This is a genomic window from Pseudarthrobacter sp., assembly GCF_036675385.1.
GTDB lineage: Bacteria > Actinomycetota > Actinomycetes > Actinomycetales > Micrococcaceae > Arthrobacter.
Genome location: NZ_JAKFFD010000147.1, coordinates 1 through 12,935, shown reverse-complemented (window position 1 = coordinate 12,935; position 12,935 = coordinate 1). Strand labels below are relative to the sequence as shown.

General features: G+C 65.7%; 12 protein-coding genes and 1 pseudogene. 4 read left to right on the top strand and 9 right to left on the bottom strand.

Annotation, left to right across the window (positions count from 1 at the left end):
• The 3 genes from V6M49_RS11605 to V6M49_RS11595 all read right to left on the bottom strand — a co-directional run.
• A partial coding sequence (locus V6M49_RS11605) for an acyl-CoA dehydrogenase family protein (RefSeq protein WP_332761202.1) occupies positions 1-207 on the bottom strand: 207 nt, incomplete at its 3' end.
• A 2-nt stretch (positions 208-209) separates the two neighbouring features.
• The gene (locus V6M49_RS11600) at positions 210-2,444 is read right to left on the bottom strand and encodes an ATP-binding protein (RefSeq protein ID WP_332761201.1); all 2,235 of its coding nucleotides are present in this window, start codon (positions 2,442-2,444) and stop codon (positions 210-212) included.
• A 7-nt stretch (positions 2,445-2,451) separates the two neighbouring features.
• Positions 2,452-4,059 (bottom strand): carboxyl transferase domain-containing protein, encoded by a 1,608-nt coding sequence (locus V6M49_RS11595; protein WP_332761200.1) that lies wholly within the window; start codon positions 4,057-4,059, stop codon positions 2,452-2,454.
• 167 nt (positions 4,060-4,226) lie between these two features.
• On the opposite strand from V6M49_RS11595, the gene V6M49_RS11590 reads away from it, so the two are divergent.
• The gene (locus tag V6M49_RS11590) at positions 4,227-4,979 is read left to right on the top strand and encodes an SACE_7040 family transcriptional regulator (protein ID WP_442959718.1); all 753 of its coding nucleotides are present in this window, start codon (positions 4,227-4,229) and stop codon (positions 4,977-4,979) included.
• Between the two features lie 82 nt (positions 4,980-5,061).
• On the opposite strand, the gene V6M49_RS11585 is transcribed toward V6M49_RS11590, so the two are convergent.
• Genes V6M49_RS11585 through pdhA form a run of 3 tightly spaced genes read right to left on the bottom strand, consistent with a single transcriptional unit; the run spans position 5,062 to position 8,575 of the window.
• A complete protein-coding gene (locus V6M49_RS11585; RefSeq protein WP_332761199.1) occupies positions 5,062-6,447 on the bottom strand; it encodes a dihydrolipoamide acetyltransferase family protein in 1,386 nt (461 codons plus the stop codon).
• An 8-nt stretch (positions 6,448-6,455) separates the two neighbouring features.
• The gene (locus V6M49_RS11580) at positions 6,456-7,466 is read right to left on the bottom strand and encodes an alpha-ketoacid dehydrogenase subunit beta (protein WP_058929524.1); all 1,011 of its coding nucleotides are present in this window, start codon (positions 7,464-7,466) and stop codon (positions 6,456-6,458) included.
• Positions 7,466-8,575 (bottom strand): pyruvate dehydrogenase (acetyl-transferring) E1 component subunit alpha, encoded by a 1,110-nt coding sequence (gene pdhA, locus V6M49_RS11575; protein WP_332761198.1) that lies wholly within the window; start codon positions 8,573-8,575, stop codon positions 7,466-7,468. Before pdhA ends, V6M49_RS11580 begins: the two co-directional genes overlap by 1 nt.
• 195 nt (positions 8,576-8,770) lie before the next feature.
• On the opposite strand from pdhA, the gene V6M49_RS11570 reads away from it, so the two are divergent.
• Both V6M49_RS11570 and V6M49_RS11565 read left to right on the top strand, forming a co-directional pair.
• A complete protein-coding gene (locus V6M49_RS11570; protein WP_058929526.1) occupies positions 8,771-9,244 on the top strand; it encodes an Lrp/AsnC family transcriptional regulator in 474 nt (157 codons plus the stop codon).
• A gap of 139 nt (positions 9,245-9,383) precedes the next feature.
• A complete protein-coding gene (locus V6M49_RS11565) occupies positions 9,384-10,025 on the top strand; it encodes a hypothetical protein (protein WP_332761197.1) in 642 nt (213 codons plus the stop codon).
• A 127-nt stretch (positions 10,026-10,152) separates the two neighbouring features.
• On the opposite strand, the gene V6M49_RS11560 is transcribed toward V6M49_RS11565, so the two are convergent.
• The 3 genes from V6M49_RS11560 to V6M49_RS11550 form a co-directional block, all read right to left on the bottom strand.
• Complete coding sequence (locus tag V6M49_RS11560) at positions 10,153-10,314, bottom strand: hypothetical protein (RefSeq protein ID WP_332761204.1); 162 nt, start codon at positions 10,312-10,314, stop codon at positions 10,153-10,155.
• A gap of 196 nt (positions 10,315-10,510) precedes the next feature.
• Positions 10,511-12,127, bottom strand: a complete 1,617-nt coding sequence (locus V6M49_RS11555; RefSeq protein WP_141139977.1) for a solute symporter family protein — start codon at positions 12,125-12,127, stop codon at positions 10,511-10,513.
• Positions 12,124-12,504 (bottom strand): DUF485 domain-containing protein, encoded by a 381-nt coding sequence (locus V6M49_RS11550; RefSeq protein WP_332761196.1) that lies wholly within the window; start codon positions 12,502-12,504, stop codon positions 12,124-12,126. Before V6M49_RS11550 ends, V6M49_RS11555 begins: the two co-directional genes overlap by 4 nt.
• A gap of 228 nt (positions 12,505-12,732) precedes the next feature.
• Between V6M49_RS11550 and V6M49_RS11545 the strand changes: the two are divergent.
• Positions 12,733-12,935, top strand: a pseudogene (locus V6M49_RS11545) (sensor histidine kinase); the annotation flags it as partial.

Below are 12,935 nucleotides of genomic sequence, written 5' to 3'. Positions count from 1 at the left end.
AGCGAAGTAGTCCCCTCCCATCCCGCCGTGCTCTTCCGGGAACGGCAGCCCGAACAGGCCCATGTCCGCCATCTGGGACACCACCTCGTACGGGAAGCTGTGCTCCTCATCGTGCTTGGCCGAGACCGGCGCCACCACGTTGTCCGCGAAATCCCGGACGGTGTCGCTGAGGTCCTGGTATTCCTCACTGAGCTCAAAATCTGCCATGGCTAGGCTCCCTTGCCTGTGTTGTCGGACTCCTTGTTGGAGTCCTTGTTCGACTCCGTGTTCGACTCCGTGTTGGAATCCTGAAGTGAATCTGCGTCTGGATCGGTGGTTGACGGGTGGATGGTGGCCAGCACCTGGTCCGCTTTGACCGGCTGACCGGCCTTGATGCTGATGTGGACCGTGCCGGCCACCTCTGCCACGAGCTGGTGTTCCATCTTCATGGCTTCCACGGAGAGTAGGACCTGGCCGGCTTCCACGGTGTCGCCGTTGCTGACCGCAACGGATACCACCGTGCCGGGCATGGGCGAGCGCACCTCCGGGTCCGCGGTGCCTTCCTCGCGCTCGACGGCGGCGAGCACCCGGACAAGCCGAGACTCCCGCGTCAGCGCCTCCAGCCGGCAGGACCAGCCTCCGTTGCCGAGGAACAGTTCCGTGGGAACTCCTGCGGGCAGGTTGTCCGGATCCGGGCTGCCGGAACCCCACGTCACCGGGGCCAGGGAATACTCCGTGGTTTCGCCGTCGAGGGTCAGGACCAGGCTCCCGCCGCCCGGCAGTCGCAGCGAGGCCGTCCGCCAGGGCCCTTCACCGACGCAGACCTGGACCGGGCCGGCCGACACGCGGCCCGTCACACTCACCGTTGCGATGCCGCCGTCGGGCATTCCCAGGCTGATCCGCCGGGGTGCCGGCGCGCCGATCCGCCAGCCGTTGCCGGCCTGCCACGGACCGGAGGGTGTCACCGCGCTGCCCGGTTCCCCGTTCAAAACGGCGTACAGGGCGGCCGCGACCAGTTCGGCGTCGTCAATCCGCCGGAAGGCGAAGTCTGGCATCTTGCGCTCGATCAGGCCGGTGTCCAGATGCCCGGCGCGGACGTCGGCGTCGTTGATCAGCAGCCTCAGGTACTCAACATTCGTGTCGATGCCAAGGGCTGTGTAGCCGGCGAGTGCCGCGTCCAAGGTATCCAGGGCAACGGTGCGATCCGGGCCCCACGCGATGACCTTGGAGATCATCGGATCGTAGCTGGAGGAGATCTCGAGCCCCTCAAGCAGGGCCGAATCCACGCGGATCATGCCGGCTCCGTGATGGGGCATTTCGTCCAGCAGGAGCACGGTCCCGGTGGACGGCATGAAGTTCCGCTCCGGGATTTCCGCGTAGACGCGGGCTTCGGCGGCGTGCCCGTTGAGTTCGACGTCGGCCTGGCGGACGGTCAGTTCCTCACCGGCGGCGATGCGGACCTGCCATTCGACCAGGTCAACGCCGGTGACCATTTCGGTCACCGGGTGCTCCACCTGGAGGCGGGTATTCATCTCCATAAAGAAGAACTCGTCAGGGGCCTCGTCGGAGACCAGGAACTCCACAGTTCCCGCGCCGCTGTAGTGGACGCTGCGGGCCGCCTGGCAGGCGGCTTCGCCGATCCGGGCCCGGGTGGCCCCGCCGTCGTGCAATGACTCCAGCAGCGGCGACGGCGCTTCCTCAATCACCTTTTGGTGGCGGCGCTGCAGCGAGCATTCCCGCTCCCCCAGATGGATCACGTTGCCGTGGTTGTCCGCCAGAACCTGGACCTCGATGTGCCGCGGCGTGCGGACCAGCCGTTCAAGGAAAAGGGTGTCGTCGCCGAAGGCGCTCGCGGCGACGCGGCGGGCGGTGGCCAGCGTGGCTTCGAGGTCCTCGGGGCGCTCCACGATGTGCATGCCCTTGCCGCCGCCGCCCGCTGACGGCTTGATCAGGAGCGGGAACCCGACGGCGGGCGCGGCCTCCATGAGTTGCGCGTCAGTCATGCCCGGTTCGGCGATGCCCGGCACTACGGGGACTCCGTAGCCGGCCACGTGGTTCTTGGAGCGGATCTTGTCGCCCATGACGTTCAGGGACTCAACGCCGGGGCCGATGAAGGTGATGCCGGCGGCTTCGAGGGCGCGGGCAAAATCGACGTTCTCGCTGAGGAAGCCGTAGCCGGGGTGCACGGCCTCGGCGCCCGTCTCGCGGCAGGCCTGGAGGATCGCCTCAATCTTCAGGTAGCTTTCTGCAGCAGCGGCAGGGCCGATCCGCACGGCGGTGTCAGCCTCGCGAACGTGGCGGGCCCCGGCGTCGGCGTCGGAATAGACGGCTACGGAGCGGATGCCCAGGGCACGCAGTGTGCGGATGACGCGGCAGGCGATCTCCCCGCGGTTGGCGACGAGCACGGTGCTGAACAGCGGCTTCTGCCGGATTGCGGACGGAACGGCGGGCATGGAAACGGTCATGGCTGGCTCACATCCGGAAAAGGCCGAAGGAGGTCTCCGGCAGGGGGGTGCGGGAGACGACGTCGAGCGCCAGCCCCAGGACGGTGCGGGTATCCGCGGGGTCGATCACGCCGTCGTCCCAGAGGCGGGCGGTGGAATAGTACGGGCTGCCCTGGTCCTCGTACTGCTGTTTGATCGGGGCCTTGAAGGCTTCCTCATCCTCTGCGGACCATTCCTCGCCACGGGCCTCGTACTGATCACGCTTGACGGTTGCGAGAACGCCGGATGCTTGGTTCCCTCCCATCACCGAGATGCGGCTTGCCGGCCACATCCACAGGAAGCGCGGCGAGTACGCCCGCCCGCACATGGAGTAGTTGCCGGCGCCGAAGGACCCGCCAATGACGACGGTCAGCTTCGGCACCCGGGCGGTGGCGACGGCGGTGACCATCTTGGCGCCGTTCTTGGCAATGCCACCCTGCTCGGAATCCCTGCCCACCATGAACCCGGAAATGTTCTGCAGGAAAATTAGCGGAATGCCGCGCTGGTCGCAGAGTTCGATGAAGTGCGCGCCCTTGAGCGAGGACTCGCTGAAGAGCACGCCGTTGTTGGCCACGATCCCCACCGGGTGCCCGTGCAGTCTGGCAAAACCCGTGACCAGGGTGGTGCCGTACTCCTTCTTGAACTCGTGGAACCTGCTGCCGTCCACCAGCCGGGCAATGACCTCGTGGACGTCGTACTGCGCGTTGACGTCCGTCGGGACGGCGCCGTACAACTCCGCCGGATCCGCGAGGGGCTCGACGACGGTGTCCACATCCCAGGCAGGGGCAGCCGGCCTCGGCAGTGTGGAGACGATGTCCCGGACGATCTGCAGGGCATGCTCATCGTTCTCCGCCAGGTGGTCGGTGACACCGGAGATCTTCGAGTGCACGTCACCGCCGCCCAGTTCCTCCGCCGTGACGATCTCCCCGATGGCAGCCTTCACCAGCGGCGGACCGCCCAGGAAGATAGTGCCCTGGTTCCGCACGATCACCGTCTCATCGCTCATCGCCGGAACGTAAGCGCCGCCTGCCGTGCAGGAGCCCATCACCGAGGCGATCTGCGGGATCTTCGCGGCAGACATCTTCGCCTGGTTGAAGAAGATCCGGCCGAAATGCTCCTTGTCGGGAAAAACTTCGTCCTGCTTCGGGAGGAATGCCCCGCCCGAATCCACCAGATAGATGCACGGCAGCCGGTTCTCCAGCGCTATCTCCTGGGCGCGGAGGTGCTTCTTCACGGTCATCGGGTAGTAGGTGCCGCCCTTGACGGTGGCATCGTTGGAGATCACCAGCACCTGGCGGCCGTGGACCAGGCCGATGCCGGCAATAACCCCGGCTCCCGGCGAGTCGTTGTTGTACATGCCGTTGGCTGCCAGCGGCGCGATCTCCAGGAACGGGCTGCCATCATCCAGCAGCCGGTCAATGCGCTCCCGGGGCAGCAGCTTCCCGCGCCCCACATGGCGCTCCCTCGACTTCTCCGGCCCGCCCAACGCGGCCTCAGCCAGCCTGGTCCGGAGCTCGGCGGCCAGCGCGAGCTGGGCAGCGTTGTTTGCAGCAAACGCTTCACTTGCGGCATCAAGCCGGCTGGCGAGAGTCTCCATCGACTGCATCCGTTCGTCATCTATTGAAAGCCACCAGGGCTCCGGCGAGAGCCGTAAGAGCCAGCTCGGTTAATGCTTTATAACTGGAATTCAGGTTAGTCTTTATTAACTGTGATGTCCAACACAACAGGACATTGCTAGAATCGGCTGTTCCTAGGAGGAAAAGCGTGCCCACCACCCGACCGGTCAAGCCGTCCGCACCGGCCCAGTCTGAGCATCCGAACGCGGCAATACGACCCGTTTCGGCAGCGCAGGCCGCTTCGGCGACGCCGGCAGCCCCAGGAACACCCGCGGCCGCGGCAGCCCCCGCAACTCCCGGAACTCCCCGCAGCCAGGCGAAGGAGAACCGCCGCCAGGCGCTGCTTGCCGCCGCCGCGGGGCTCTTCGCCCTGCACGGATTCAACCGGGTATCGCTGGAAGACCTGGGCGCAGCAGCGGGTGTCAGCGGCCCGGCCGTCTATCGCCACTTCCAGGGCAAGCAGGCGGTGTTGGGAGACCTGCTGCTTACCGTCAGCCGCGAGCTGCTCGACGGCGGCCGGCGCGTCATTGCCGAGACTACGGACCCGCTCGCAGCGCTCCGCAGGCTGGTGGGGTTCCAAGTGGAGTTTGCCCTTGGCAAGCCCGACGTGATCCGGGTGCAGGACCGGGATTTCAGCAACCTCAGCCAGAAGGACCAGTCCGAGGTACGGGCACTGCAGCGGAACTACGTGGAGATTTGGGTGGAGGTCCTGGCGCTGCTGCATCCGGGCACCGACGCCGTCGAACTGCGGATGCGGGCGCACGCTACGTTCGGCCTGATCAACTCCACACCACACTCGGTGCGGAACCACGGACGGAAAATCGCGCCCAAAACGGCCCGGCCGCTTCTCGAAAGCATGGCGCTGGCTGCACTCACGGTGAACGTTCCCCAAGCCCCCTGACCGGGACAGCCCTGGAGTTTTTGTCCAGATAAAGCGGGTTCAACCGCCCGAAACCCGGATTATCTGGACAAAAACTCGTGGGTTAGACCATCGTGAGCACCATGCCGGGTTCGGCCAGGATGGCGCCAACGTCGGCGAGGAACCTCGAACCCTGCTCCCCGTCCACCAGGCGATGGTCAAAGGACAGGCTCAGCGTCATGACCTGGCGCAGGGCCACCTCATCCTGGAATTCCCACGGCATTTTCCGCACTGCCCCCATGGCCAGGATGGCAGCCTCGCCGGGGTTCAGGATGGGAGTACCCGCATCGATGCCGAAGACCCCGATATTCGTGATGGAGATGGTACCGCCGGACAGGTCTGCCGGCGCGGTCTTGCCGGCCCGTGCCGTCTCGGTCAGCCCGGTCAGGGCTGCGGAGAGTTCCAGCAGCGACAGGGTATCCGCGTCCTTGATGTTCGGTACGGTGAGCCCGCGCGGAGTTGCGGCGGCGATGCCCAGGTTCACGTAGTTGAACTGCACGATCTCCTGGCTGGCTTCCTCCCACCGCGAGTTCAGCGACGGGTTCCGCCGCAGCGCGATCAGCACAGCCTTCGCCACCATCGTCAGCGGCGTGAGCTTGTAGCCGGAAAAGGCCCGGCTCGTCTTCAGCTTGGCCAGCAGGTCCATGGTGGGCGTGACATCCACCGTGAGGAATTCCGTCGCGTGGGGAGCCGTGAACGCACTTGCCACCATCGCGGCGGCCGTGAACTTGCGGACACCCTTGATGGGAGTCCGGACTTCCCGCCCACCCTGTGGCGCCAGTCCAGTGGGGGAATCCGAACCGGATACGGCGGAAAGATGGCGTACCGGTGCGGACAATTCGCCGCCGCCAACAAAATTCTGGACATCCTCCCGCGTGATCAGGCCGCCGGCTCCGGTGCCCGCGACCGCGGCCAGCTCGACGCCGAGGTCCTTGGCCAGCTTCCGGACCGGCGGGGTGGAGCGGGGACGCTCCGCGGTGTCGGTGTCGACAGGCTCAACCACCGGGGTTTCGGTCCTGACAGGCTCAACCACGGGGCCGCGAACAGGCTCAACCGCCGGGGTGGCGAACGTGCGGGCCCGGCGGGCGGGACGGCCTGAGCTTTCGACGACGGCGCCGTACCCAACCAGGTTCGGCTCGCGTTTCGCGGTCCCCGCTGCAGCAGTGGCCGCCCCGGCGGGCGCAGCCCCTGAAGGTGAGGCGCCGCCGTCGTCCGCTACTTCGAAGGAGACAATCGGCTTGCCCACCTCCACGATTGTTCCCGGCTCTTCATGCAGCGCAGTGATCACGCCCGCGAACGGTGACGGCAGCTCCACTACGGCCTTTGCGGTTTCCACCTCGGCGATGACCTGGTTCAGCGTCACCGTGTCCCCCACTGCCACCTTCCAGCTGAGGATTTCTGATTCCGTGAGGCCTTCGCCGAGGTCCGGGAGCCTGAATTCCTTGATCATGGCGGCGCTCATCCTTCCAACCCGCTGAGGGAGTTCGGGCGTCCGAGGGCGCGGTCCACGCCGTCGAGGATCCGGTCCAGGCCGGGCAGATGGTGCATTTCGAGCTTGGAGTACGGGTAGGGAATATCGAACCCGGTGATACGGACGGGGGCGGTTTCGAGGTGGTAGAAGCACCGCTCGGTAATGCTGGCCGCAACTTCGGCGCCCAGGCCACCGGACTGGCCGGCTTCATGGGTGACCACCAGCCTGCCTGTTTTCCGGACAGATGCTTCAACGGTGGCGTAGTCCACGGGTGCCAGCGAGCGCAGGTCAATGACCTCGATGGAGATGCCTTCGTCGGCGGCCGCGGTTGCTGCGTCCTTGGCCGTCTTCACCAACGGCCCGTAGGCCACGAGCGTCACGTCCGTGCCCTCGGTGACAACGCGGGCGGAGTCCATGGGCAGCGCGGTGCGCGGATCGATGCCCTCATCCACTTCACCCTTGTCGTGGTAGCGGCGCTTGGGTTCGAAGTACAGTACCGGGTCATCGGACAGGATGGCCTGCTGGATCACGGTGTGGGCATCCTGCGGGTTGGAGACGCTGACCACGCGAAGCCCCGAGGTATGCGTGAAGTACGCCTCTGGCGACTCCGAGTGGTGCTCGGGTGAGCCGATGCCGCCTCCGAACGGGACGCGGATGGTGATGGGCATCTTCACGGCCCCCTGGGTGCGGTAGTGCAGCTTTGCCACCTGGCTCACGATCTGGTCGAAGGCAGGGTAGATAAAGCCGTCGAACTGGATCTCCACCACCGGGCGGTAACCGCGGTAGGCGAGGCCGACGGCGGTGCCCATGATGGCCGACTCGGCCAGCGGGGTGTCCACCACACGGTGGGTGCCGAAATCCTTCTGGAGGCCGTCGGTCACCCGGAAAACACCGCCGAGGGTACCGATGTCCTCGCCCATGAGGATGACTTTTGGATCGTTTTCGAGGGATTTGCGCAGGCCGGAATTGATGGCGCGGGCAAAGGTCATCTGGGTCATCAGCGTGCACCTTCTTCTGAGGTGGCTCCCGCGGGATCGCCGAAGGAAGCCAGGTAACGGGCGTAGTGGTCCTGCTGCCGGTCCAGCCACGAGTTGGGCTCGCTGTACACGTGCTTGAAGATGTCCATCGGCTCCGGATCCGGCATGCCGATGCAGCCCGAACGGAGTTCGCGGGCGACTGACTCTGCCTTGTCGTGAACGTGCTGTTGGACCTGATCCGTGAGGAGTCCTTTGCGTTCCAGCAGTGCCTTGACCCGCAGGATGGGGTCCTTCGCAGCCCAGTCCTCCAGTTCATTGGCGTCACGGTAGCGGGTGGGATCGTCGGCGGTGGTGTGCGGTCCCATGCGGTAGGTGACCGCTTCGATGAAGGTGGGTCCGCCGCCGTGCCGGGCACGGTCCAATGCCACGCGCGTGGCTGCCATCACGGCCAGCACATCATTGCCGTCCACCCGGAGGCTCGGAATGCCGAATCCGGTGGCCCGGTCCGCGATCTGGATGTGGGACTGCAACCGCACGGGCTCCGAAATTGCCCAGTGGTTGTTCGAGCAGAAGAAGACCACGGGCGCCTGGAAGCTGGCGGCAAAGACCATGGCCTCGTTGACGTCGCCTTCGCTGGTGGCACCGTCGCCGAAGTATGTCACCGCCACCGAGTCCGCGCCGTCGTTCTGGATGCCCATGGCGTAACCGGTGGCATGCAGGGTCTGCGCGCCGATGATGATCTGCGGGGTGGCCATATTCACGGTGTACGGATCCCAGCCGGAGGAGGCCGTGCCACGCCACACCCGCGTGATGTCCGTCAGGTCCACGCCGCGGCAGTACGCCACACCGTTTTCCCGGTAGCTGGAGAAGACAAAGTCGTCCTCGCGCAGGGCCCTGCCGGAACCGACCTGCGCCGCCTCCTGCCCCAGCAACGGGGGCCAAAGGCCGAGCTCGCCCTGACGCTGGAGGGCGGTGGCCTCAACATCGATCCGCCGGATGACCGTCAGGTCCTCGTAGAGGGAACACAACTGCTCATCCCCGATGTCCTTCACCCAGGGATCGAACTCCGGGTGGCTGATCCGCTCCCCTGCCGGGGTAACCAGCTGGATCAGGTTCCTTGCTGTAGACACGATGGCACGCAACCTTCTCACGTCGTTTGACCGGAGCCTGGGGACTTGTGGTCCCGCCCGCCGCCGGCCGCCCGGGCGCCGTTGCCCCGGATAATTGTGACCCTACTCACAATGCTCAATGGGTACAACCACCGCGGCGGATACTGCGCATAATGCCCTGTTTGCACCGCCCTGACCGTGCTAACGTTGCGCATTATGCAAGCTTTGGATGGCACAGACACACGGCTGCTCTCGGCCCTTGCCCGCGACCCCCGGCGGACCGTGGTGGCGTTGGCCCAGAAGCTGGGGCTCTCCCGGAACACCGTCCAGGCGCGCATGGCCCAGCTGGAGAAGAAGCACGTCTTCCTGTCCTTCGAACGGCGTATCAATCCGGCATCCCTGGGCTATCCGCTCATGGCATTCATTTCCGTCCACGTCCAGCAGCAGAAACTGGGACAGCTGGCCCATGACCTCGCCGGCATTCCGGAAATCCTGGAAGGCTACGGCCTCACCGGCTCTGCTGACCTCCTGCTCCGGGTAGTGGCCCTGGACGCCGAGGACCTCTTCCGGATCAACGGGAAAATCCTGGCGTGCGATGGAGTGGACAGGACGGACACCGCACTGGCCATGAGCGAACTCATCCCGTTCCGCATCCAGCCGCTGCTCGAGCGGGGATCCGGAGACGCTTAGGGCCAGCAGCCCTTATTACCGCCCCGATACCCAGCCCCGGCGGGCTGGGTTATAGGCTGTTCCAAGGTGAATCCACGGGTGCCGTTCAGCGGGTCCCAACAATAAGGCAGTGCCAGTGCGTTGCCGGAAAGGCTCCATCGTGAGCAATCCTCAGGGACCGTACCAGCCGGTCCAGCCGGCGGCCTGGCCCGCGCAACCAACGGGGCAGCCCGCGCAACCAACGGGGCAGCCCAGGAACCCCGGGGAGCTTGGCGCGCCACCGCTGCCCGGCAACCCGCCACAGTACGGTGCACCCGGGCAATACTCGTCCGAGGGGCCATTCGGCCTGCCCGGACAAGAGCCCCCGGCGCAAAGCCGCCGGAAGCTGTGGACCATCCTCGGCGTTGTGGGCGGTGTCCTGCTGCTGGCGGTCGTCGGTGTCCTCATCCTGGTCAACATTGTCAACGGAGCCACCAACCATGCCCGGGGCCTGGCTGACAGCTTCACCAAGCTGGTGATTGCCGGCGACAGTTCCAAGGCCTACGACGACTATCTTGACCCCGCCCTCCATGAGCAGCTGACCAAGGAGGACTTCATCGCCGGCATCAAGACCCTGGAGATGGACAGCACCTGCAAGACTGCCTACAACGAGGTCAAGGCCAGCACCGAGAACGGCACCAAGGCGGCCGACGTCGCCGGCCTCATCACCTGCGACGGCGACAAGAAGATCGACCTCGTCTACCGCTTCGAAGGCACCGACGAGCTGAAAATGATCAACATCAAGCTCAAGCCCCAGGCCTAGCGCCGCACCACCCAAGCCCGCACCCCATCCGCACGGGGACATGGTCCGAATTGCTTCTACGAGGATCCCATCCGGGATCCCGCAGTCTGGCCGGGACATAGCCGGCTCAGTGAACCTCGCCGTTTCCTCAAGCCTCCTTGCGGAGCCGGGAGTGTCCGGCTCCGTCTGGCAGCCAGCCCTGGCGGTCGTCTCCGGCGGCTGAGGAGCGGCCCTGCTCCTCGCTGCTCACCGCTTTCGCCGGTGCCGTGCTGGTGGCCGGAATCGCGACGCCGGGACTCGCCGCTTCCACAGCGGGCCAGTTTGCGGTGCCGCATGGTCAGCACGGCGGTCCGGCCATGCCGGCGGGCCACCATCAGCGCTGACGCCACCGCCTTTTGAACGTCCCCGCCGGCTCAGCGTCGCCTGCGGCTGAGCGTTGCCTGCGGCTGGAACGTCGGAGAGCCCCTATGCCATGCGGCACAGGGGCTCTCTGACTCAGTCATCTATCAGTGGTCCACGGCTTTCTCCGCACCCACACCGGTCAGGGAGCGAACTTCCATCTCGGCCTGCTTGGCGGTGTCCTCGCGCTTCTTGTCCAACACCGTTCCGAGCCAGCCGAGCAGGAACGCCAGCGGGATGGACACAATGCCGGGGTTGCTCAACGGGAAGAAGGCGAAGTTGGCGTCCTTGATCATGGAGGTCGCCCCGCCCGATACCACCGGCGAGAAGATGATCAGGATGATGGCCGAACCCAGGCCGCCGTACATGCTCCAGACCGCGCCCTGGGTGGTGAACCGCCGCCAGAACAGCGAGTAAACGATGGTGGGCAGGTTGGCCGACGCCGCGACGGCGAAGGCCAGAGCCACCAGGAAGGCCACGTTCTGGCCGTTGGCGAAGATGCCGCCCAAGATGGCCATCACGCCGATGACCACCACGGTGCGCCGCGCCACCTTGACCTCCGTGTCGGCGTCGGCCTTGCCCTTGGAGATGACGCTGGCGTAGATGTCGTGGGCGAAGGACGCCGCGGCGGTGATGGTCAGGCCGGCCACCACTGCCAGGATGGTGGCGAAGGCCACGGCGGAAATGAAGCCCAGCAGCAGCGGGCCACCGAGGTGGAAGGCGAGCAGCGGAGCTGCGGAGTTGACGCCGCCCGGTGCGCCCTTGATGGTTTCCGCACCGACGAGGGCCGCCGCACCGTAGCCGAGGACCAGGGTGAACAGGTAGAAGAGGCCGATCAGCCAGATGGACCACACCACAGACTTGCGGGCTTCCTTGGCGGTGGGCACGGTGTAGAAGCGCATCAGGACGTGGGGCAGGGCAGCCGTTCCCAGGACCAGGGCGAGGCCCAGGGACATAAAGTCCAGCTTGGAGGTCTCGGTCTTGCCGTACTGCAGGCCCGGGTTCAGAACCGCCGGGTTGTTGGAAGTCTCCACGGCTGCACCGAGCAGGCTGGAGAGGTTGAAGCCGTAGATTGCCAGGACCCAGAAAGTCATCACGGCCGCGCCGGCGATCAGCAGAATTGCCTTGATGATCTGGACCCAGGTGGTGCCCTTCATGCCGCCGATCAGGACGTACGTGATCATCAGGACGCCGACGACGATGATCACCAGTGCCTGTCCGCCCCAGTCGCTGATGCCCAGCAGCAGTGAAATGAGGCTGCCGGCTCCGGCCATCTGCGCCAGGAGGTAGAAGAAGCAGACAGCCAGCGTGGAAATGGCCGCAGCGATGCGGACGGGGCCCTGCTTGAGCCGGAAGGAGAGGACATCGGCCATGGTGAACTTGCCGGTGTTGCGGAGCAGTTCGGCGACGAGCAGCAGGGCGACAAGCCAGGCCACGAGGAAGCCGATGGAGTACATAAAGCCGTCATAGCCATTGATGGCAATGGCACCGGTGATGCCCAGGAACGAGGCCGCGGAGAGGTAGTCGCCGGCGATGGCCGTGCCGTTCTGCGAGCCGGTAAAGGAACGGCCGGCCGCGTAGTAGTCAGCGGCGGTTTTGTTGTTGCGGCTGGCCCGCAGCACAATGACCATGGTCACAGCAACGAACAGGCCAAAGATGCCCATGTTAAGCAGCGTGGTTTCTTTCAGGTCGGCGACGTCTACAGCCGTGGCAATCCCGATCATTTGGTCACTCCACTCAGGATGTTGCCGTCCCTATCAAACTCATGGCCTTCGATTTCGTTGCGGATCTCCGCCGCGATGGGGTCCAGCTTCCGGTTGGAGTAGCTGACGTACCAGCCGGTGATGGCGAACGTGGTCACGAACTGAAGCAGGCCCATAATCAGGCCGACGTTGATGTTGCCCCAGACCTTGGTGGACATGAATCCCACCGCGTAGTCGGCCAGCAGGACGTAAGCGAAGTACCAGAGCAGGAATGCAATGGCCATCGGAAAGACAAAGCTGCGGTGACGCTTGCGCAGTTCCTGGAACCGCGGCGTCGACTGGACTTCCTTGAAGTCCACGGCCGCCGTGGCGTCCGTTTCTTGGGCTTCGTGACCCATCGTTCCTCCTCATTGAGACTTTTGCGTCCACACCGGCTGCCTTGGCCTGCTCCGAACAGCCCTCCGGCCAATGTGACTACAATCACTGTCTCCCGTGACGCGGCCAACATCCATGTCCGCCCGGCCCTGCGTCGCTCAGCGGTCGGGATGCTGCGGTCAGCGGTGCCTCCAGCACGGTTCGGCGACCCTTCGGCCCCCGCCCGGCGGGTGCCGCGATACGCTGGGCCCATGCCCGACTCTCCCCTGTTCACCGCCGCCGCCATCGCCGTGATCGCGGCCGCGATCGCCGTCGTCGTCGCCGTTGGACTCAAGGTGCTCCGCTCCTTCCGGGAGCTTGGCACGGACGCCGAACGGGCCACGTACAAGACGCTGCACGCGGCCTCGCGCGCCGGCCAGCATCTGCGGACCGGGCTCAATCCGGCCGGCGCCGC

Excerpts from the sequence above, each read along its gene's own strand:
- V6M49_RS11600 (WP_332761201.1), bottom strand. The coding sequence starts at position 2,444 with ATGACCGTTTCCATGCCCGCCGTTCCGTCCGCAATCCGGCAGAAGCCG.
- V6M49_RS11595 (WP_332761200.1), bottom strand. The coding sequence starts at position 4,059 with ATGGAGACTCTCGCCAGCCGGCTTGATGCCGCAAGTGAAGCGTTTGCT.
- V6M49_RS11585 (WP_332761199.1), bottom strand. The coding sequence starts at position 6,447 with ATGATCAAGGAATTCAGGCTCCCGGACCTCGGCGAAGGCCTCACGGAA.
- V6M49_RS11580 (WP_058929524.1), bottom strand. The coding sequence starts at position 7,466 with ATGACCCAGATGACCTTTGCCCGCGCCATCAATTCCGGCCTGCGCAAA.
- V6M49_RS11570 (WP_058929526.1), top strand. The coding sequence starts at position 8,771 with ATGCAAGCTTTGGATGGCACAGACACACGGCTGCTCTCGGCCCTTGCC.
- V6M49_RS11555 (WP_141139977.1), bottom strand. The coding sequence starts at position 12,127 with ATGATCGGGATTGCCACGGCTGTAGACGTCGCCGACCTGAAAGAAACC.
- V6M49_RS11550 (WP_332761196.1), bottom strand. The coding sequence starts at position 12,504 with ATGGGTCACGAAGCCCAAGAAACGGACGCCACGGCGGCCGTGGACTTC.